This window comes from Bacillus cereus group sp. RP32 (assembly GCF_040459735.1).
Taxonomy (GTDB): Bacteria; Bacillota; Bacilli; order Bacillales; family Bacillaceae_G; genus Bacillus_A; species Bacillus_A wiedmannii.
On sequence record NZ_JARVHO010000001.1, the window covers coordinates 2,035,954 to 2,057,487 of the forward strand.

A 21,534-nucleotide genomic window follows, 5' to 3' on the forward strand; every position below is an offset into this window, starting at 1 on the left:
CATAATGATTACACGGTCAGTTTTTTGTAACGTATTAACCAACTCCAAAATAGTATAGTTTTATAAAAATCAAAAAACAATAGATAAATATAAAGATATTATTATGGGTACTTTTCCGATAGTGAATTAAGCAAATTAATAAACTCTTTATTTTATTGTAAATAGTTTAAGAGCACACAAATATGCGTGCTCTTAGAATAGAAAGGTAGTTTTCTATGAGTAGGGAGTCTCCATACAATAAAATATGCTTGTCCAATTTAAATGTGAGAAGTTTTTTATAAAAATTCTATTTGGTAAGTCTATTTGAAAAATCACCTTGTACAGGAACTCTTTGCAAAGTATTTTGTCTGCAGTCATGATTATTAAAGTTGATGAGAGCTGTTATCCGAATAATAAAACCACATCTCAAATTGTTGACTATATGTCTAACAACTAGGATGCGGTTCAATGAATAAAAAGTGTCCGAATAAAATATAAGGTAAAAAGTATAGGATACTTTTGTTATAAAGAGTATTTATAGATGAATGTTATTGTTTTTTACTTTTGAAAGATTTGGGCTTCTAAATTACGAGTTGTTGGAGTACCTCTAATATAAAATTTCAGTAGAAATATTGAACTACTAATATGAATGTAGAAGATTTAATAAAGACGGTAATGTTCTTTTAGTCATGTAATCTTTTCATTTGATGATCTTTTCCCCATTCACATAGTTCATCCATAATTTGCATTAAAGAGTTCCCGTATTCGCTTATTGTGTACTCAACCTTTGGTGGTACTTCTTGATATACAGTACGATGGATAATCCCATCAGCTTCAAGTTGGCGAAGTTGTTGAGTTAGAACTTTTTGCGTAATGTTTGGGATTTCTCGTCGGATTTCGTTTGTTCGCATTTTTCCATCCATCAACACACATAAAATATGAACTTTCCATTTTCCGCCGATTACATCGAGTGTCGTTGCAATTGGGCAGTCTTCATTTTGATTCATATAACACCTCCACAGGTACTTTAAGGTTCCTATAGCACTTTAAAGTACGTACTTTTCAATTATATGTGACTCACTCATACTAATACGTAAAGGATTGAATAATTTAAAAAGGGGATGGAAGATGATGAGAACACTTGTAATTGTAGCACACCCTGATATTGAAAAATCAAAAATTAATAAAAGATGGATCGAAGAACTTGAGGAACATTCGGATGAAATAACGGTGCATGAATTATATAAAGTGGCACCGAATTGGGAGTTTAATATTGAGGAAGAGCAAAAGCTATTAGTAGAACATGACAGATATATATTTCAATTTCCGCTTTATTGGTACAGTTCACCACCATTATTAAAAAAATGGTTTGACGATGTATTAACATATGGATTTGCGTACGGATCAAAAGGAGATAAAGTGAAAGGGAAAGAATTTGGTCTAGCTATTTCTATAGGTGGATTAGAAAAAGACTATAAAAATAGCGGAATTACAATGGATGAGTTAACGAAACCATTTCAAGCTACGTGCTTATATACAGACATGAAATTTATACCTTCATTTTATTTATATGGTGCCGAATATAAATTAAGTGATGAAGAGATTAATAAAAGTGCACCGGAGTATGTGCGCTATGTGATGAATAAGGAGTATTCTAATATATAAGAGGAAATAGCCATTTACTTGTTAAGTAGATGGCTATTTTTATTGATTTTATATTCACTAAGTGTAATCTTTAGTAAATTAATAGTTAATCTGGTAAAATAAAAAACCTAATATATATAAAGGGGAGTTTTACTTGAGAACGATGCAAAAATTATTACAAAAAAGAGCAATGCAATCACCAAATTTGGAAGCGCTTGTAGGGGGAGAGAAAAGGTATTCGTTTCAGCAGTATAATGAACGAGTAAATCAGCTTGCACACTATTTGTTACAGAACGGTGTACAAAAAGGAGATCGTATTGGAATACTATGCAAAAATAATCATCCATTTCCAAGCGTTATGATGGCAAGTTTAAAAATTGGAGCGGTATGTATTCCGCTAAATCATCAGCTTACTGTGTATGAATTAGAAACGATTGTAAAAGAAGCAAAATTAAAAGTGTTAGTTATTGATGAAGAATTTCATGAAGCTTTAAAGATTGATGCTGTTAAAGAAATTCCTTATGTAATTAAAACGACAAAAGAAGGCTTTGGTTCATTTGAATTAATATTACAAGCACAGCCAAGTACAGAGCCGAACGTAGAAGTTCATGAAGATGATGATGCGATTTACTTATTTACTTCAGGAACGACTGGACAGGCAAAAGCATGTGTAATTGGACATAAAAACTTACAGCATTATTTTGCTGAGATTGCGGGCCAAAGAGAGATTCCAGCAGGTGAACGCTTTTTATCCGTACATCCATTGTTCCATATGAGTGGCGTGCTTTCTATTTTAAATTGCATTTATCATGGCGTTACGATGATCTTCTTAGCTGATTCGAATCCTACTCTTATTTGGGATAAGATTGAAGAAGAGAAGATTACGACGATGCTTGCGTTCCCAGCTGTTTATAGCTACATGCTTGATGAGCTAAATAAAAAAGAACGTAACATTTCAACTTTTAAAGTAGCGCAAAGCGGTGGTACAAAAGTGCCAGAAACACTTATTCAAAAATATATGGAAAAAGGAATATATATGGTGCAAGGATATGGGAGTACAGAAGGTTGGGTAGTCACTTCTTGGCATCCAATGATGGGAAAAGAAAAGATGTCTTCTGTAGGAAAAACTCTTAAACATGTAGAGCTGAAAATTGTCCATCCAGAAACAGGTGATGAACTAACAACAAATGAAGTTGGCGAGATTCATGTGAAAAGTCCATACATGTTTAAAGGGTATTGGAATAATGAAAAGGCGACAAAGAAGGTAGTAAAAGATAGTTGGTTTAACATGGGCGATGCTGGCATGATAGATGACGACGGATTCCTGCATATTATGGGAAGATATAAAGACGTTATCATTCGCGGTGGTGATAACGTATATCCAGATCAAGTAGAAGATGTCATTCATGAACTACATGGTGTTTTAGAAGTTGCAGTAGTTGGAGTTCCAGATGACTTTTGGGGAGAGATTCCGACAGCGTACATTGTAAAAGATATGCAAACGTCTTTAACGGAAGAAGAAATTATGCAGCATTGTAAAGAGAAACTAGCAAGTTATAAAATACCATACGTTGTATTTATGGAAAAATTACCGAAAAATGCTTTAGGGAAAGTTTTGAAGAGGGAATTAAGAGAAGGTGTACTTGTAAAATAAAAAGTTATTAGATGGTGAGGAATCCAGTTATGTACAAAGCATAACTGGATTTTTTGGTGTAATATTGAAAATAAAGGAATTTCATTCATTTCAGTACAAGGGGGAGAAAATATGGCTATAAAATTAGAAACTGAGCATTTATGTATACAACCTTTTACCAATGATGATGTATGTAGAATTAAAGAATTGGCTAATGACAAGGTATTAGCCAATATTCTTGGGCTCCCACACCCATATAAATTGGAGTTCGCGCAAGATTGGGTTGATATGCAACCAGAACTTATAAGGCAAGGAATCGAATATCCTTTAGGAATCATTTCTAAAGAATCAAGAGAAATTGTAGGTACAATTACACTAAGAATTGACAAAGGTAACAATAGAGGAGAACTTGGTTATTGGATTGGTAAGAATTATTGGGGCAAGGGTTTTGCAACCGAAGCGGTAAATAGAATGATTCATTTTGGTTTTATTGAATTAGGTCTAAACAAAATTTGGGCATCTGCTATTTCTAGAAATAGATCATCGATTAAGGTGTTAGAGAAGGCGGGTTTACGTAAAGAAGGCACATTGAGACAGAATAGGCTTTTATTAAATACATATGAAGATGTTGATGTTTATGGAATATTAAAAACAGAATACAACGTTTTAAATTACAGATAAGATTGGTAGTGTAGTGGCAAAAGGAAACCCTTAAGAGCAGGGTTTCCTTTTTGTATGTCTCAAAAATCAACATTGTAGTTTAGTAGAGTCTTGTTTATCAAAAACATAATAATTTACTAGATTTTGTATTTCGTGTAAGATAATAAAGAATATTCAATCATTAATTAAAGGAAGAGATATAAATGAAGCTGCCGCTATTACAAATAGAGACAGAGAAACTTATGATCCGTCCGTTCCAAAATGATGATTATGAAAGTTGGTTCGATGGATTTCATAAGAGACTACCATCGCAGTATAAATATGACGATGGCTATCAAGTTATGACATCATCAACAAAAGAATGGTTCACGGAATGGATTAGAGGATTTGATGAAGCAGCACATCGAGATGAGATGTATGTATTAGGTATTTTTCGTAAAGAAGACAGAGCTAATATTGGAAAGCTAGAGCTAATAAAAATTTTACGTATGGACTATCAATGGGCAATAATGGGCTATTCCATCCATAATCAATACTGGAAAAATGGATATGGCGTGGAAAGTGTGAAAGCTGCGTTACCGTTATTTTTTAATAGTCTTCATTTTCATAGAATTGAATTACATATACGTGTTGATAATGAGCCATCCATTCGTCTTGCGGAACGAGCAGGTTTTTCTTTTGAATGCACGAGGGAGGCGTTTTCTTTAGAGAATGGTAAGTGGATGGATTTTCTTATTTATTATAAAAATAAGGAGATGGATATATGAGAGTGTTTATTACAGGTGGAAATCGTGGATTAGGGTTACAGTTAGTCAAAGTATTCCATGAACATGGGCATATCGTTTATCCGTTAGTTAGAACTGAGGCTGCGGTAACACAATTGAAGCAAATGTTTAGTTGTAGATGTTTTCCTATATTGGCAGATTTATCGATTGATGAGAGTACGGAGCAAATTAAGAACCAGCTTGCGGAATATACAGGGTATTTGGATCTAGTTGTAAATAACGCTGGAATTACTGGAAACGAGACTGAAGTTTTACATACGAATTCAGAAGAGTTAACGGACTTATTTAATATTCATTGTTTAGGTGTAATTCGAGCTGTAAAAGGTACATATGTAGCTTTAGAAAAATCGAATCATCCAAGAATAATAAATGTGTCTTCTCGCTTAGGATCATTACATAAAATGGCGCACAAAGAGTTTCCGCAAGGTCAGTTTTCCTATTCCTATCGAATTGCTAAAGCTGCACAAAATATGTTAACGCTTTGTCTGCAACAAGAGTTTGAAGATAAAGGAATTCGTGTAACTGCCATTCACCCTGGAAAATTAAAGACTGACATTGGTGCTTTTGATGCGAATATGACTCCGGCTGAAGGAGCTAAAAATATATATGATTGGTTAATCGATTCAAATGAGGATGTTTCAGGAAAGTTTATTGAGCCGGGGATAGGAGAGTTAAAGTGGTGAAGTACGATCTTACAGTTGTTCAAAGTTTATTTGGTCCTTCGAAAAAAGTATTAAATGGTTTACCAAATGCAGTAACGATTGAAGAGATAGAAGAAGATGTTTTTTATAACGTACAAACTTATAAAGAAAAGATAAGTAGATTTGAAGAAATTTGTTTTAACTGGGAGTTAAAAAGAGCGAGTATTGTATTAAATAAAAGGTTTAGTAGTTATAACTCAAGTGCGAGAGTGTTACTTGATGCGGATTTTTCTTTACATGCAGCAAAGATAGAAGTGTGTAGAGAGTTAGACGATGTAGAGGCGCTTGAAAAACAATTTACATACCGTTCAATAGAAGAAAGGTTATCAGAAAAAGAATTTAAACGCATTTGGGAGCAATGTATGTTGAACTCAGGAAATCAAACTTCCATTTTAAATATCGATGAGCATTTTTATTCAGTACAAACAGAGTTAGGTAAAGGTTGGGAGAAGTCATGCATTGTTTTTTATGATAAAAATAAGCCGATTGGTATGTCCATACCGCATATAGAAACTGGAACAGAAAGTGAAGGACGGTTATTTTACTTTGGGGTAATGCCTCATTATCGAGGGAAAGGAATCTCTTCCCAACTGCATCTTCAATCTTTACATATGTTAAAGGAAATGGGCGCTACTTATTACATCGGAAGCACACATACTTCAAATGAAAAGATGCAGAAGATATTTTGGAGAAATCATTGTTCGGTGGAAACGGAGATAGAGCTTTATTATAAAATTTTTAATGAGGGTTAGGGGAAAAGAAAATGAAGACTATAAATGTATTTCATTATGACGCATTTACGAATGAACTGAATATGGGTAATCCAGCAGGTATTGTATTAGAGGCGGATGGATTAACGGAAGAGGAAATGCAGCGTATTGCTGAAAAAGTTGGATTTAACGAAACAACTTTTGTTCTTTTCTCAGAAGTAGCAGATATAAGAATGCATTATTTTACACCTGGTTATGAAATGGATTTATGTGGTCATGGGACAGTTGGGACTATTTATGCCTTGCATGAAAGAGGTTTATTAGAAGAAAAAGCAAACCTTACGATTGAAACGAAGGCTGGGATTTTACCGATACAAATAGTTGTAAATGAAAATGAAGAAACCTTCATTAAAATGAGGCAGGCAGCACCTCAGTTTAAAGATTTTGCAGGTTCAACAGAAGCATTAGCTCATAGTATTGGTTTAGAAGTAAATGATTTAGATATAAGTTTACCGATTGTATATGGAAGTACGGGAAACTGGACTGTAATTGTATCACTTAAAAATCTAGATGCATGTGAGAGAATGAAACCTCATAATGATGCATTCCCATCAGTATTAAAAGAAATACCTGATGCTTCTATTCATCCAGTTTGTTTAGAAACTTATGATGAACAGGTACAAATGCATGGGCGTCATTTCTCATCAGCTTATGCTGGAACGATTGAAGATCCAGTGACAGGAACAGCTTCAGGTGTAATGGGAGCGTATTATGCGACGTATTTGGAGAAAGGTTTTGACCATGAAATGGAGTTAATCGTTGAACAAGGACAGGAAATGAATAAAGATGGTCGTGTAACGGTATATGTAACGAAAGATGTAGAAAATGAGAATTTACAAATAGATATTGCTGGAACAGCGGTGTATGTGAAAGAGTTTGAAGTTTCAATATAAAAAAAAAAGCCCGGAATACGTCCGGACTTTCATTATCTGTTCAATACTTCAATATACGAAGCATCTCCAGTTGTTCTTAGGGCAGAGCGGAAATTGTTATTTTCTAACGTTTCAGCGACTTGTTTTAACTGCTGTGCATCATCATGGTGAATAAGTAAACTATCTGCACCGCTTTCTTCTATATGAATGTGTTCAACATTTCCGATTGCATCATGTACAGCTTTTAAAAATTCAGGTTTCATATTTGTCCTCCTATATGTATGTAACGTTGTTATTTAGTATTTCCTTATTTTTGAAATGTAAAAGTGAATGAATTTTTGCTATATTAAGATTTTGGAAGGAGTTCCCTGTTCATTTGTCAAATAATAGTAAAGTTGTCTCTTGAATTAGGAGAAACTTCGGAATTAAAGGGTGAGGGAATGGACATTTCAATAATTGTTGCACAACTAGTTAAGGAGAAAGTGATTTCACATTATCCAAATAGCATAAAAGTGTTGAACGGAGGAACGACAAGTACAGTATATTTGTTGGACGAAAAATATGTTGTAAAGCTGAACGAAGCAGAAGTAATACGTGAAGAAGCTAATTTTCTCTCACTTTATGAGGAGAACGCTTTATTTTCAAAGCTTTTGTATAAGGAGCCTTTACATACGTATATCGTGTATTCTTTTCTTGAAGGAAATACTTCTTACAAACAAGGACATAAACGAATTACGCTTAGTACACTTGTACAAGAAGTTATTAATAAGTATGAAATAGTTTCAGGTATAGATGGCTGGGGATGGAAAGAAAGTCCGGCTCAATCTTGGAGTGAATTTTTAACGACAAATGTGATGGAAGCTCATGAAAATGTAAGACCGTACATAAGTGAGGAAGAGTATAGAACGGTCCTTAATTTAGCAAATAGTCCAAGTAGGGGGACTGGAATAAATCAGCCGTTTTTATTACATGGTGATCTTGGATTCCATAATTTTATATTTCAAGGAAATAAGCTGCACGGTGTAATTGATCCCTTACCAGTGTTAGGAGACCCCATATATGATTTGATTTATGCGTTTTGTTCAACCCCTGAAGATTTAACGAAAGAAACGATTGGTTATGCGATGAAACAATGTGTATTTCATAAAAAAGACCGTGATTTATATGAAGAAATAGTTATAGGCTTATATTTGCGTATAGATACGTGTTTAAGACATCACCCGAAAGATTTAGAAGATTATTTAGCAGCTTGGCGTTATTGGATGGACGAGGTTGAGGCTACTTTATAGCACAAATATTTTGGGGGAGATCGTGAAATGAATGTTTCAGAAGCGAAAAAGGATTTAGCAATAAAAACGAAGAGAGGCTTGCCAATTATATTAGCTGGCGTTTTATTTTGGATAGTTATGAGTATAACGGGCTTTGTTCTTTCGGAAAAACAAGTGGTGTGGGTATATTTAATCGGTATGGGATGTGTGTTTCCTTTCGGCTTAATGATAGCTGCTATATTGAAAATTGATATGTTTGCGAAAGGAAATCCCTTAGGGGTTTTGGCAGGATTAATTGGTGGGATCAATGTATTGAATATTCCGCTTGTATTACTTGCCTATTTTCAATTTCCAGAATGGTTACCTTTTGTAGTAGCGATGTTAATAGGTGTTCATTTTATCCCGTACGTATGGATTTACGAAAGTAAAAGTTATGGTTTATTGTCAGTAGGAACTGTATTCGTAACGTCAGTTTGCGGGATTCTTTTTGAGGAAAAAGGATTCACTGTAATTCCATTGTCAGTTACAGTTGTCTATTTACTTACTTTTATAAGTTTATTAATTGAAAATAAAAAATCAGATTATTATCAACAAAAATCAGCTTAATAAAAATAGAGGGATAGGGGGAATTATGATGAAAAATTTCGTTTGTACAACATGTGGTGTGCAGTATGCAGCGAGTGTGGAAGAACCGGTAAGTTGTGTTATTTGTGATGAGGAGAGACAATATGTGAATCCGAAAGGGCAGTCTTGGACGACTTTAGAAAACTTGCAATCGAGTGGTACTTATAAAAATGAAATGATAGAAGAAGAAAATGGGCTTTATAGTATTACGACAAAACCGGCATTTGCGATTGGGCAAACGGGATATGTAGTAAAAACGGAAGCGTATCGTTTACTATGGGATTGTATTACTTATTTAGATGAAACGACAATTGAGAAGATAAAGGAGTTGGGCGGGTTAGATGCGATTGCACTATCTCATCCGCATTATTATTCAACTCAAGTAGAGTGGGCAGAAATATTAGATGTACCAATTTATATACATGAAGACGATAAAGAGTGGGTAGTACGCCCGAGTAGCCGTATTATTTATTGGTCTGGTGAGTCTTTACAATTAGCGGATGGAATTACTATTCATCGTCTCGGAGGACATTTTAGCGGCGGTTCTGTATTACATTGGGAAGAAGGAAATGATGGGAAAGGTATTTTATTAACAGGTGATATTATTCAAGTTGTAGCGGATCAGCAGTGGGTGAGTTTCATGTACAGCTATCCAAATTTAATTCCATTACCGGCAAGAAAAGTGGAGGAAATGGCGAATCGAGTGAAGCCGTTACAATTTAATCGTTTATATAATGCTTTTCACAGAGTAGTGAAAGAGAATGCTAATGAGGCAGTGGAACGTTCTGCGGAAAGATATGTGAAAGCGATAGAAGGAAAACTGTTTCATACGTAAAGGAGTGTAGAGTAATGAAAACGTTAGTATGCTTTGGAGATAGTATTACAGCTGATGAAACGTTTTTTGATGAAACGCCGAGGTTAACACCGCGTTTGCGGGAGATGTTTCCGAATTGGAAGGTGGTAAATGCGGGGGTTCCGGGTGATAATACGTTCGATGCGTTACATAGGATTGAAGAGGATGTACTATCACATAAACCAAACTTTGTAACAGTTTTTCTTGGTACGAATGATTCGGTATTATTTGATCCAGTACCATTACAAGTATACAAAGATAATTTAGGGAAGATTGTAAGTATGATTTCACCAGAAAAGGTATTACTTATTAGTCCTACGCCAGTTGATGAAGAACGTCAGCATAATAGAACCAATAAAGTACTTGGTCAGTATGCAGACGTAGTAGAGGAAGTGGCGAAGGAGACAGGAAGTTATTTTCTAAATTTATATGCTGAAATGATTCAAGAGCCTCATTATAAAAGATTAGTAGAAAATGATGAAAAAGACGGTTTACATTTTGGCCGACAAGGTTATGAGTATGTAGCGGAGTTAATTGGTAAAAAGTTAAAAGGGATTTTGTAAGAAGCAAAGTGTGCGCGCTTTGCTTTTTTGCTCGCGTATTTCCTCCTACAATGTTGCTGTGTTCAATGTAGTAGCTTTTATTATGCTAAACATGTAGGGAAGAACGGAATAAAGTGGAATATAATTTGTTTCGCTAATGGAATGCATCCAAGACTTAACAGTTGATTAATTGAACTGTAAAGTTTAAAATTACAGTATAGTTTTTAGAAGCGAGTTGCTATTGTTTGTAAAAAATAGATAAATTAAATATTCTCGAATAAATAATATAACGTGTATTTCATTATAAACTGTAATTTTTTTTAATACATTTCAATAATCTATATAATAATTTTAAAAAGTAAAGGAGTGTGTAAAATATGGTGATTTTATATACGACAGCAAGCTGTAGTTCATGCCGAAAAGCAAAAGCGTGGCTTGAAGAACATCAAATTGATTATACCGAAAAAAATATCGTATCAAATTCGCTTACAGTCGATGAACTTAAATCCATTCTTCGTTTAACTGAAGATGGTGCTACTGAAATTATTTCAACTAGATCTAAAACTTTTCAGGAATTAAATATAAATATTGAGGCGCTTTCACTTAGTGAGTTTTATAAATTAATAATTGAGTATCCTCAAATGTTACGTCGTCCAATTATGCTGGATGAAAAAAGATTACAGGTTGGTTTTAATGAGGAAGAAATTCGTAAATTTTTACCGCGTAGCGTTCGAACATTTTTGAATGTTGAATTGCAAAAAATGGCTAATTAATAAGTAATATTTTGAAAGGAGGAAATAGAAGTGATTGAAGTATGTGTTACAGTTAATTATAAAGATAGAAACTATCGAACAAATGTTCTTGTGAGTAAAGATACGATTTGGACAAAAATTAAACAATTGGCAGAAGAACAAGTTAAGAGACAGTGGACTGTTTAAATTGATTTGCAACTTAAAAAGCTACATGAAGTTAGAAGATATAGGGGAGTTCTGATAAAATATAAAGGGATTTATTTTTTCATGCTAAGCATGCTTCTTATATATTTTAATAACCTATCTGTAATATTTATGGATACAGTATGTTACGAAGAGCGGAATCATTTTTTATCGTAGGAGGACAACGATGAACAGCGACTTTACCTTGGCCATTCATAGTTTAACTTATTTAGCGTTACAACCAGATCGGATGTCAACAAGTAATGCTATTTCCGAAAGTGCAGGTGTTCATCCAGTACGCATCCGCAAAGTGCTAAGTTTGTTAAAAAAACATAAGTTTATACAATCAAAAGAGGGGACGGGTGGAGGTTTTATTTTTGCCCGTGATTTAAGTGAAATTAATCTTTGGAATATGTATCAAATAACCTCTGAAGGGGCATTGCAGCCGAAGTGTCCAGAATCAAATGATCAGTGTATTGTAGGTTCGAACATGAGGAAAGTTCTTTTTGCTATTTTCTTAGGTGCGGAAGAACATCTAGGTGAATATTTAAAGAATTATACAATGAAAGAAGTTGTTGACCTTATTAATCAAGAACGTTAAGCGGCTTAATTATTATGTAGCTGTGAGTTCTTTGAAAAACTGTAATTAAAAATATTACAGTATAAGTTAGTTTTTATATCTTTTTATCGTTACAAAAAATATTTATAAGAAGGTGAAAAGTATGATGTCAAATAATAATCATGTTTTAAAAGTGGGAGATTGGGTTCGTGGAATATCAAATGAGGGTGAATTCATAGTTGGTTACATTGTATCACTTGATGAAGTAGAAGATGTAGTTACAGTTAGCATTGTGAAACGCGACGACAAGTACACAAAAAACGAAGCGATTTTACTCTTTAGTAAACACGTTAACAAACTCCCTGAATCAAAGGTAATAAATAAGGAGCAAATCCTTTATCTTATAGACCTTGCATTATTAACAGGGGATGAAGAATGGTTTATTGAGCTCTCTGCAAAATTAAACTTGATAAAAGAGCTAGTTAATGAGGGATTGTAAAGATTACATTATTATATTTTCTATGTAACTGTGGAAATTCAAACTTTTGAAGGGGCACACAATCCGCCTTATGGAGAGGACACAATTACTTTTCGTATAAAAGGAAATGAAATAAAACCCATTCAATACAAACATAGAAATATCCCTGAAGAAGAGTTGAAAAAACTAAAATTAAGATGACATTGAAGTGATTCGTTTGTCCACTCCTAATAATGATAATGATGTAAATAAGCTGTCCATATGGGCAGCTTATTTTTTCGTTGAGCAAAATGTTACCGGTTTTCTCGTTACCATCAAGTTAAAAATGTATGTGAATGCAATATCTGTAATATATATCCTGTAAAGTGTTTTATGCATTTGAAGAGATATTTCTTTTTAACTACATTAATTATTTACTAGAATATCTTTTTTGAATCAAAATAAAATTTTTCGGTAAAGAAGGATATAAGTATTTTTAAAATGAGTAGCTTAGATAGACAATATTTTACTCTGTTTTATGCTAATTAATTCCGTTATAAGTGATAGGAACAAGGGTTGCATGCTAACTGTAAATTATTATCCATGTAAAATTATATCCATTAAATATTTCTGAAAATATAAAAATATTAATTTTATAAATATACACGTTATAATGAGGGCGTCGAGAGAAATTTTATGATCTCTGGAGAAAATATAAAAAATGCGATTAATAGAAAGAAAGGCGTGTGATTAGAGGCGAAATGTATGTAAAGTGCTTCAGTGGCTTGTGTAATCAATACCATAAATGCTGCCGAAGTTATGAAAGTGATGTATAGAATTGAGAAAGAAATGCCTCATAAATGAAGAGAGGCCGGTTTATCTAAAATTACTGTTACAAGTAAGTAAGAGAAACCATTAAAGTAATACATTGTTATTAGAAATGTTGCAACGTATTTATGAAGTCTATTCAATATTGTTCTCTTAAGCGGTCTTTATATAAAGAGCGGATAGTACGAGTAAACTTTTTTGTGAACGCTAACATTTATGTTAGGACGCTAACTAGCGAATGTTTCAATTTGGATTCATTATGATGAAGGACATACAATGTGGGGCAACTTGTAAGGAATTTATTTTCCCAAAAAGGGGAATGTTCGTTAGCTATAAAGAGATACGCAAGAATAGGATACAAGGGGGAGTTATTATATGAACGGGAATACTGCAAAGAAAATAGAAGTTCAAGCTGAAAATATCGCACTAGAAAATGAGCAATATGCAGATCCGAAAAAGTGGCATAAGCAGGATACTACATGGGCATTGAGCCTATTTGGAACTGCAATTGGAGCAGGGGTGCTCTTTTTACCGATTAATGCAGGTTCAGGTGGTTTATTATCATTACTACTAATTACATTGCTTGCATATCCAGTTATGTATTACTCACATAGGGCACTTGCTAAAATGATATACGCTTCTAATTCTGCTGATGAGGGGATCACAGGTACAATTAGAGAGTATTTCGGAAATAAAGCAAGTATCATTTTTAACATCGTATATTTCGGTTCAATTTACACAATCGTACTAATGTATTCGGTTGCGCTTACAAATACTGCAAGTAGTTTTATCGTGCATCAATTGCACATGCCAGAGCCTCCAAGGGCTATTTTATCACTTGTATTAGTTCTTGGTCTTATCGCTATACTGAATTTTGGTCAAGATATTACTGTAAAAATCATGAGTATGCTAGTGTATCCTTTCATAGCTTCTCTACTTTTTATCGCAATATCTTTAATTCCACAGTGGAATACGTCAATGCTTAGCTTTTCAGCTGTTTCTACTGCTTCAACAGGAACAGGATATTTTGGAACGATACTGTTGATTCTACCAATCATCGTATTCTCATTTAATCATTCACCTATGATTTCATCATTTGTTGTAAAACAGAGAGCTACGTATGGAATAGAAGCTACTGATGCTAAATGTGCGCAAATACAAAAAGTTTGTTATATCATGACATTCGCTGTAGTTATGTTCTTCGTTTGGAGTAGTACATTAAGCTTGACTCCAGAGGATTTAAAAATGGCAAAAGAGCAAAACTTATCAATCCTTTCATATCTTGCTAATGAGCTTAATTCACCTGTAATCACGATTGCAGCTCCAATCATTGCTTTTGTGGCTATTACAAAATCTTTCCTTGGCCATTATATCGGAGCATTTGAAGTAATGCGTGACATGATTATTAAGTTCGGTAAATCACGTGGAAAAGTTATTGAAGAAAAAACAATTAAGACAATCGTCCTTACTTTTGTTGTATTATCATGCTGGTTTGTTGCTTATACAAATCCAAGTATTCTTGGACTTATTGATTCTCTAAGCGGTCCATTAGTTGCTGCTATCTTATGTCTATTACCGATGTATGCAATCAATAAAGTACCAGTACTAGCTAAATACAAAGGGAAAATGAGTAACGTATTTGTTATTATTGTAGGTGTACTTACTGTTTTAGCAAGTATTAAATCATTATTCTAATTCACGATTGTTAGTTGTAATGCAAAATAGAACAATTTTGGGACAGGTTTCTCCGTTTGGAGAGTCTGTCCCTTTTTAATGCGTTACAGTTTGATCTTATTGATTTTATGAGGGATTCACGCATAATTGTAACTAAGGGAGATGATTTTAAAATGAATAAACTGAATATTAGCGCAACGGTTTCCGGAGATATAATTGTTACTCGTCTTATAGGCAAGATTAAAACAGATGATGTTTATGAATGGTTTAATGGCTTCGAGCAAGTTTGTCAGCAATTCATTTCCGAAGGGCGGAAATACAAATTGTTGGTCGATAGAAAAGGATACATACCAGATCACTTTTCTGTTCAAAAAGCATGGAAAGAGAAGTTTTTCAATGAAACGATTTTGAAACACAGTAAGGCAATTGCTTTTCTTCTTGAAGAAGGAGAGATACTGAATTATTTACAACAATCTAATACAAAAGAATCTGTAAAATTTTTCGATGATTATGAACAAGCATTCCTTTGGTTGAATGAATATTCTAGATAAAACTTTTAGTGAACCAGTTGCTTAAGTAACTGGTTTTTTTATGCTTGTAAGTAGTAGCAGGAAGAAAACTTCTATACGAAATGTTTAGTACGAAAGGACATACATTTTTAAGGCGTTAAATATAATTCATAATAGCACCAAGAAGAAAAGAATACGCTTTACGTTATTAGTTATATGGAAAGTCCGTACGGTAGGGTCGCATAATTTTAAAAAAGGCAATGTGGCATAAAGTGAGTAAGGGGGATAAACATATGAGTACTTCAAATTTGAATGAAATAAGTAAACAAATTTTAATAGAGGAGGAAACACTTCAATTTTCCTCTTTTACAAATGAGGATGCACTGCAAATAGGTTTATTTATCGTTGAAACAGCGAAAAAGGAAGGGAAATTGATTGCTGTTGATATAGCGAAAAATGGTGTGCAATTATTTCATTTCAAGATGACGGGGACAACTGAGGAAAATACGAAATGGATTGAGCGTAAAAAACGAGTTGTTTCTTTGCACAATCATAGCTCGTATTATATGCAAATACAAAGTGAAATAACGGGTGTTCCATATAATGAAAAGTATCTTTTAGATAGGTCGGATTATGCTGCGTTTGGTGGTTGCGTTCCTGTGCAAATAAAAGACGTAGGGGTTATTGGAATGATAACAGTTTCAGGGTTACCACCAGAAGAAGATCATGAATTAGTTATAAGGGCAGTTAAAAATCATTTAAAGCAATAATAAAAAGGAAAAACCGAACAAGAATATGTTCGGTTTTTCCTTTTTATTATTCAGTTCATGAACATATTTTTAATAAGATGTTACGAAATGAAAAATCTTTAATTCAAGACACTTTCCTTGACGATAATAATCTATGTAGTTAATATGATAGACATAAAGTAACTTAATTACTTTTTATAATTGAGTTATTTTATGTAAGTATAACTGAGTAAGTAGGATGTGGGGAAAATGTTTTGAATTGCCACTATTAATATTGGGGACAATTAGAAAGCGACAAATATAAAAAATTAGAAGTTAAGAAGTAAGGTTGGATCAACAATAATAGTAGCTTCTATACAATGCATTCTTACTATATTGGCAATGACTATACATCACGAGGAGGACTGAAATTGGAATCGATGACCTTTGTTTTATTTGGAGCGACAGGGGATTTAGCGAAAAGGAAAATTTACCCCGCGCTATATAACTTATATAGAGATCAAAAGCTTCCAAAGCCAATATCCGTTATCGGGCTTGGAAGACGTGAAGTATCTCATGTAGATTTTCAAAAAAGAGTAAAAGAATCCATAGAAACTTTTTCTCGTCGCAGAGAAGAAGGTACTCCGAAAATAGAAGATTTTTTAGAGTATTTTCGTTATTGTCCGTTAGATGTGAATAAGCCAGAAGATTATAAAAAGTTATTACAAGTAGTTCATGAAAGGGAAGAAGAACAAAATATACAAGGGAATAGAATGTTCTACCTTTCAGTTACTCCTGACTTCTTTGAGACCATTGCTTTAAATATTAAAGAAAGTGGACTTGATAAAACAGATGGATGGAAGCGCCTAATGATTGAGAAACCGTTTGGTCATGATCTTACATCTGCCCGAGAGCTGAATGATAAGCTTAGTCGAACGTTTGAAGAAGACGAAATATACCGTATTGATCATTATTTAGGTAAACCGATGGTTCAAAATATTGAAGCACTTGAATTTGCAAATCCTGTTCTTCAATCGATTTGGAATAAAGAACATATAGCGAATGTACAAATAACAGCTAGTGAAACGGTTGGGGTAGAAGAAAGGGCAGCATATTATGATCATGCAGGAGCCATTCGCGATATGGTTCAAAATCATATGCTGCAAATATTAATGATGACTGCTATGAATCTGCCGGAAAAGATTAATGCATGTGAAATTCGTGAGGAAAAACGAAAAGTGATGGAGACTCTTCGTAAAGTGAAAAAAGAAGACGTTCAGAACCATATCATTCGCGGACAATATGCTTCAGGGGAGATAAAAGGACAACAAGTTGTGGCGTATAGAGAGGAGCCAGGAGTAAATCCTTCTTCTCAAACAGATACATTTGTTGCGGCTCGCTTATGGATTGATAACCCATTTTGGACTGATGTTCCTTTTTACATACGAACAGGAAAAAGAATGAAAGAAAAGTCTACTCGTATTGTAATTGAGTTTAAAAATACATTAAAACAGCAGTATCAAGATAGTAATCCAAATGCAGCGCCTAATTTGTTAATCATTGAAATTAGCCCAAATGAAAATGTTTCACTCCAATTAAATAGTAAAAATCCATTGAACAATGGAGAGCTTGAACCGATCCGTATTCATTTTACTTGTGAGCAAACAGGAGTGGGAATACCTGAAGCTTACGAAAGGCTTATCTATGATGCTGTATGTGGAGATTCTACATTCTTTGCACACTGGAGAGAAGTTGAATTGTCATGGGAATGGGTGCAGCCAATACTTGAAGCATTCGAAGAAAACTTGTTACCACTTCATGAATATAAGTCGGGTTCGTATGGTCCAGATGCTGCAAATGCTCTATTACAAGAAAGTGAGTTTAAATGGTGGTTAGATGAGGAATTGAAAAAATAAGTACATTCTTACATGAAGGTATTTCATACGTTTCTTTATATGTAAAACAATATGACAAAAAGATATTCATCATTTTATTAACATGTATTTATGATGAAAGGTAATTCAAGGAGGAATTATATTATGAGAGTAGGATTAATTGGTTTAGGTAAAATGGGATTAAATTTAGGGAAGAATTTAATGGATCATAAACATGAAGTAGCAGCATTTGATTTAAATACGAGTGCAGTGGAAGAAATGAAAGAGTATGGTGCTACAGGTGTATCTAGCTTAAGTGAACTCGTTCAATCATTACAATCACCAAGAATTCTTTGGGTTATGGTACCACACGCTGTCGTTGATTCTGTTATTGATGAAGTTACACCATTGCTATCAAAAGGAGATATTTTAATTGAAGCTGGTAATTCACATTATAAAGAGTCAATTCGCCGATATGAGCAACTAAAGAAAGATGGCATTCACTTTATGGATGCAGGAACTTCTGGCGGAATGGAAGGCGCGCGTAATGGAGCTTGTTACATGATCGGAGGAGATCAAGAAGCTTGGGACATCGTTGAACCTATCTTCTGTGATACTGCTGTAGAAAATGGATTCTTATATGCTGGAAAAGCTGGTAGTGGTCACTTCTTAAAAATGGTTCATAACGGAATTGAATACGGTATGATGGCTGCTATTGGTGAAGGATTTGAGATTCTAGAGAAAAGTGAATTTGATTACGATTATGAAAAAGTATCAAGAGTATGGAACAACGGTTCAGTCATTCGTTCATGGTTAATGGAATTGACTGAAAACGCATTTTCTAAAGATGCAAAACTGGATGAAATTAAGGGCGTCATGCATTCTTCTGGTGAAGGAAAATGGACAGTAGAAACAGCATTAGACCTTCAAACAGCAACTCCTGTTATCGCAATGTCTCTATTAATGCGCTACCGCTCATTAGACAATGATACATTTACAGGAAAAGTTGTAGCAGCACTGCGTAATGAGTTTGGTGGACATGCAGTAGAAAAGAAATAAATATCTTAAAATTATAACTCGTTAACGTTTAAAAAATGGAGGGAATGAATTATGAAGTTTTTTATTGATACTGCAAATCTTGAGGACATAAAAAAAGCATATAAACTTGGAGTTTTAGCCGGCGTTACAACGAATCCTTCTTTAGTAGCGAAAGAGGGCATTAAGTTTGAAGACCGTATTGCAGAAATTTGTCAGGCAGTGCCTAAAGTTGAATCTGTTTCGGCAGAAGTAACTCCAGATGTTGTTGCAGCTGAAGAAATGATCGCACAAGCAGAAGAACTGATTAAAATTAACGGTGGCGATAAAAACATCACGATAAAACTTCCAATGACGCTAGCAGGATTAGAAGCTTGTCGTTACCTTACTGAAAAAGGTGTGAAAACGAACGTTACCCTTATTTTCACTGTGAACCAAGCCCTTTTAGCTGCTAGAGCAGGTGCAACGTATGTTTCACCATTTTTAGGTCGCCTAGATGATATTTCTGAAGATGGCGTACTATTAGTTGCTAAAATAGCTGAATTGTTCGATATTCATCAATTAGATACACAAATTATTGCGGCTTCTGTTAGACATCCAGACCATGTCACTCGTGTAGCAATGGCAGGTGCTCACATTGCAACAATTCCTTATAAAGTAATTGAACAACTTGCTATGCACCCATTAACAGACCAAGGTATTGAGAAGTTTGCTGCGGATTGGGCGAAGGCGCCTAAGTTATAAGGAAGTAAAGTTTACACAAATTGCTTTTTCACGAGAGGACCAATCTCTATGTAACTTCATCCTTTAAAATAAATCTCGAGTTTGGTACCTTATTACGTAAAAGCAGCGATATGAAAAGACACCATGCATTTTCAAAACAGCACAATGGTTATAAAAAGGATCCCCTTATGAGAGTGAAGTTTATGAAAACGTAGCTCTCATAAGGGAGCGTCTTTTTGTAGACACCATGGTGCTCTTTTGTTATAGGAATGATTTGAAAGGGGTTACATAGTGAGTTCGAAATATATGATTGGTGTAGATATTGGGACAACTAGTACAAAAGCAGTTTTGTTTTCAATCGATGGATCTGTTATTGCAAGCCATGGGATTGAATATCTTTTATATTCGCCCGCACCAGAAATAGCAGAACAAGATCCAGAAGAGATTCTTCAAGCGGTCATACATACGATTAAAGAAACTATACAATCAAGTAATGTGCAGCCAGGTGATATTCTTTGTGTTTCTTTTAGTTCGGCAATGCATAGTGTCATTGCAGTAGATGAAGCAGGGAATCCGTTAACGAGATGTATCACTTGGGCAGATAATAGAAGTGCGAGCTGGGCAGAGAAAATAAAGAATGATATGAATGGTCATGAAATTTATTTACGTACTGGGACACCAATCCATCCTATGTCACCACTTTCGAAATTAGTTTGGCTTAAAAATGAGCATGCTGAGTTGTTTGCAAAAAGCTCTAAATTCATCTCAATTAAAGAGTATGTTTTCTATAAGTTATTTAAAGAATATGTAATTGATTATTCTGTTGCATCAGCAACAGGACTGTTCAATTTGAAATCTTTAAAATGGGATGAAGAGGCCTTGCGTGTGGTAGGAATTACAGATGAAAAGCTATCTACAGTTGTTCCAACGACGCACAGTTTAATAGGGATACATGAAGAACTTGCAAGAGAGATGAATGTACTTGTTACGACTCCTTTTATAATAGGAGCGAGTGATGGGGTACTATCGAATTTAGGTGTAAATGCAATAGAACCTGGAGTAGTTGCTATTACAATTGGTACGAGCGCTGCAGTGCGAGTTGTCACAAATCATCCTGTAACGGATCCGAAGGGTAGGACTTTTTGTTACGCGTTAACTGAGGACCTTTGGGTAATTGGTGGACCGGTGAATAATGGCGGTATGATTTTTAGGTGGGTTCGTGACCAGTTATGTGCGTTAGAAGTTGAACAAGGGAAGCGCTTAGGAAAAAATCCTTATGAATTGCTTACGGAAATAGCAGCAAAAGTGAATCCGGGATCGGATGGTTTATTGTTTCATCCGTATTTAGCAGGGGAAAGAGCTCCTTTATGGAATGCAAATGCGCGAGGATCTTTCTTTGGGCTTGGACTACACCATAAGAAAGAGCATCTTATCCGTGCTGTTTTAGAGGGAATCATTTATAACTTGTATACAGTTCTTCTTGCTTTAAAAGAGCTAATTGGTGAACCGAAAAAAATTCAAGCGACAGGCGGTTTTGCAAGATCGGAACTTTGGAGACAGATGATGGCGGATATTTTTCATCAAGACGTATATGTTCCGGAAAGTTTCGAAAGCTCTTGCTTAGGAGCTGCAATCCTCGGTTTATATAGTTTAGGTGAAATAGATACATTATGCGTAGTATCTAAAATGGTAGGTGCGAATTTCCACCATGAACCAAACATGGAAAGTGTGGAAAAATATAAAGATTTAACACCAATCTATATTCGTCTGTCCCGTCAATTGGAAGAAGAATATGAAAGTATAGCAGCGTATCAAAAAAAGTGGGTTTAAAGGCTATTTAGCAGAGAAATATGGTAACGTATAAAGAAGTACTCCGATTTT

The 21,534-nt window shown here is 34.5% G+C and carries 24 protein-coding genes and 1 pseudogene; 23 read left to right on the plus strand and 2 right to left on the minus strand.

The window, feature by feature from the left end; genetic code table 11:
* Positions 1-662: 662 nt before the first annotated feature.
* A complete protein-coding gene (locus QCI46_RS10500; protein WP_353840173.1) occupies positions 663-986 on the minus strand; it encodes a winged helix-turn-helix transcriptional regulator in 324 nt (107 codons plus the stop codon).
* A gap of 124 nt (positions 987-1,110) precedes the next feature.
* Between QCI46_RS10500 and QCI46_RS10505 the strand changes: the two genes are divergently transcribed.
* The 7 genes from QCI46_RS10505 to QCI46_RS10535 all read left to right on the plus strand — a co-directional run bounded on the left by QCI46_RS10505 (position 1,111) and on the right by QCI46_RS10535 (position 7,065).
* Positions 1,111-1,644 (plus strand): NAD(P)H-dependent oxidoreductase, encoded by a 534-nt coding sequence (locus tag QCI46_RS10505; protein WP_353841853.1) that lies wholly within the window; start codon positions 1,111-1,113, stop codon positions 1,642-1,644.
* 133 nt (positions 1,645-1,777) lie between these two features.
* Positions 1,778-3,277 carry a class I adenylate-forming enzyme family protein gene (locus QCI46_RS10510; protein WP_353840174.1) on the plus strand — a complete coding sequence of 500 codons (1,500 nt, stop codon included), beginning with the start codon at positions 1,778-1,780 and terminating at the stop codon, positions 3,275-3,277.
* Between the two features lie 111 nt (positions 3,278-3,388).
* On the plus strand, positions 3,389-3,937 hold the full coding sequence (locus QCI46_RS10515) for a GNAT family N-acetyltransferase (RefSeq protein ID WP_172554418.1): 549 nt from the start codon (positions 3,389-3,391) through the stop codon (positions 3,935-3,937).
* 182 nt (positions 3,938-4,119) lie between these two features.
* On the plus strand, positions 4,120-4,683 hold the full coding sequence (locus QCI46_RS10520; RefSeq protein WP_353840175.1) for a GNAT family N-acetyltransferase: 564 nt from the start codon (positions 4,120-4,122) through the stop codon (positions 4,681-4,683).
* Positions 4,680-5,384, plus strand: a complete 705-nt coding sequence (locus QCI46_RS10525) for an SDR family NAD(P)-dependent oxidoreductase (protein ID WP_353840176.1) — start codon at positions 4,680-4,682, stop codon at positions 5,382-5,384. Before QCI46_RS10520 ends, QCI46_RS10525 begins: the two co-directional genes overlap by 4 nt.
* Entirely contained in the window at positions 5,381-6,154 is a 774-nt protein-coding gene (locus tag QCI46_RS10530; protein WP_353841854.1) for a GNAT family N-acetyltransferase, read from the plus strand. Before QCI46_RS10525 ends, QCI46_RS10530 begins: the two co-directional genes overlap by 4 nt.
* Positions 6,155-6,165: 11 nt before the next feature.
* Positions 6,166-7,065, plus strand: a complete 900-nt coding sequence (locus QCI46_RS10535) for a PhzF family phenazine biosynthesis protein (RefSeq protein ID WP_353840177.1) — start codon at positions 6,166-6,168, stop codon at positions 7,063-7,065.
* Positions 7,066-7,097: 32 nt separating this feature from the next.
* On the opposite strand, the gene QCI46_RS10540 is transcribed toward QCI46_RS10535, so the two are convergent.
* The gene (locus tag QCI46_RS10540) at positions 7,098-7,307 is read right to left on the minus strand and encodes a hypothetical protein (RefSeq protein WP_000801648.1); all 210 of its coding nucleotides are present in this window, start codon (positions 7,305-7,307) and stop codon (positions 7,098-7,100) included.
* A 177-nt stretch (positions 7,308-7,484) separates the two neighbouring features.
* Here QCI46_RS10540 and QCI46_RS10545 point away from each other — a divergent pair, with 177 nt between their 5' ends.
* The 16 genes and pseudogenes from QCI46_RS10545 to gntK all read left to right on the plus strand — a co-directional run bounded on the left by QCI46_RS10545 (position 7,485) and on the right by gntK (position 21,483).
* Positions 7,485-8,333 carry an aminoglycoside phosphotransferase family protein gene (locus QCI46_RS10545; protein ID WP_353840178.1) on the plus strand — a complete coding sequence of 283 codons (849 nt, stop codon included), beginning with the start codon at positions 7,485-7,487 and terminating at the stop codon, positions 8,331-8,333.
* A gap of 27 nt (positions 8,334-8,360) precedes the next feature.
* Complete coding sequence (locus QCI46_RS10550; RefSeq protein WP_353840179.1) at positions 8,361-8,918, plus strand: DUF7010 family protein; 558 nt, start codon at positions 8,361-8,363, stop codon at positions 8,916-8,918.
* Between the two features lie 28 nt (positions 8,919-8,946).
* On the plus strand, positions 8,947-9,771 hold the full coding sequence (locus QCI46_RS10555; protein WP_353841855.1) for an MBL fold metallo-hydrolase: 825 nt from the start codon (positions 8,947-8,949) through the stop codon (positions 9,769-9,771).
* 14 nt (positions 9,772-9,785) lie between these two features.
* Positions 9,786-10,352, plus strand: coding sequence for an SGNH/GDSL hydrolase family protein (locus QCI46_RS10560; protein WP_353840180.1), 567 nt, complete (start codon positions 9,786-9,788; stop codon positions 10,350-10,352).
* Positions 10,353-10,708: 356 nt separating this feature from the next.
* Complete coding sequence (spxA, locus tag QCI46_RS10565) at positions 10,709-11,104, plus strand: transcriptional regulator SpxA (protein WP_172554425.1); 396 nt, start codon at positions 10,709-10,711, stop codon at positions 11,102-11,104.
* 30 nt (positions 11,105-11,134) lie between these two features.
* Positions 11,135-11,269 carry a BA3454 family stress response protein gene (locus QCI46_RS10570; RefSeq protein ID WP_172554426.1) on the plus strand — a complete coding sequence of 45 codons (135 nt, stop codon included), beginning with the start codon at positions 11,135-11,137 and terminating at the stop codon, positions 11,267-11,269.
* 184 nt (positions 11,270-11,453) lie between these two features.
* On the plus strand, positions 11,454-11,867 hold the full coding sequence (gene saiR / locus QCI46_RS10575) for an Rrf2-family transcriptional regulator SaiR (RefSeq protein WP_001083471.1): 414 nt from the start codon (positions 11,454-11,456) through the stop codon (positions 11,865-11,867).
* Positions 11,868-11,988: 121 nt separating this feature from the next.
* Positions 11,989-12,324, plus strand: coding sequence for an IDEAL domain-containing protein (locus QCI46_RS10580; protein WP_353840181.1), 336 nt, complete (start codon positions 11,989-11,991; stop codon positions 12,322-12,324).
* Between the two features lie 15 nt (positions 12,325-12,339).
* Positions 12,340-12,504: pseudogene (locus QCI46_RS10585) on the plus strand (DUF3888 domain-containing protein); the annotation flags it as partial.
* A gap of 981 nt (positions 12,505-13,485) precedes the next feature.
* Positions 13,486-14,805, plus strand: a complete 1,320-nt coding sequence (locus QCI46_RS10590) for an aromatic amino acid transport family protein (RefSeq protein WP_001014152.1) — start codon at positions 13,486-13,488, stop codon at positions 14,803-14,805.
* A 107-nt stretch (positions 14,806-14,912) separates the two neighbouring features.
* On the plus strand, positions 14,913-15,335 hold the full coding sequence (locus tag QCI46_RS10595) for an STAS/SEC14 domain-containing protein (RefSeq protein ID WP_353841856.1): 423 nt from the start codon (positions 14,913-14,915) through the stop codon (positions 15,333-15,335).
* Between the two features lie 218 nt (positions 15,336-15,553).
* On the plus strand, positions 15,554-16,063 hold the full coding sequence (locus tag QCI46_RS10600) for a heme-degrading domain-containing protein (RefSeq protein WP_170968437.1): 510 nt from the start codon (positions 15,554-15,556) through the stop codon (positions 16,061-16,063).
* Positions 16,064-16,452: 389 nt separating this feature from the next.
* A complete protein-coding gene (gene zwf / locus QCI46_RS10605) occupies positions 16,453-17,937 on the plus strand; it encodes a glucose-6-phosphate dehydrogenase (protein ID WP_353840182.1) in 1,485 nt (494 codons plus the stop codon).
* 123 nt (positions 17,938-18,060) lie between these two features.
* Complete coding sequence (gene gnd, locus QCI46_RS10610; RefSeq protein ID WP_353840183.1) at positions 18,061-18,954, plus strand: phosphogluconate dehydrogenase (NAD(+)-dependent, decarboxylating); 894 nt, start codon at positions 18,061-18,063, stop codon at positions 18,952-18,954.
* 51 nt (positions 18,955-19,005) lie between these two features.
* Positions 19,006-19,674, plus strand: a complete 669-nt coding sequence (gene fsa, locus QCI46_RS10615; protein ID WP_048546534.1) for a fructose-6-phosphate aldolase — start codon at positions 19,006-19,008, stop codon at positions 19,672-19,674.
* A gap of 267 nt (positions 19,675-19,941) precedes the next feature.
* The gene (gene gntK / locus QCI46_RS10620) at positions 19,942-21,483 is read left to right on the plus strand and encodes a gluconokinase (RefSeq protein ID WP_353841857.1); all 1,542 of its coding nucleotides are present in this window, start codon (positions 19,942-19,944) and stop codon (positions 21,481-21,483) included.
* The last annotated feature ends 51 nt before the right edge of the window (positions 21,484-21,534 follow it).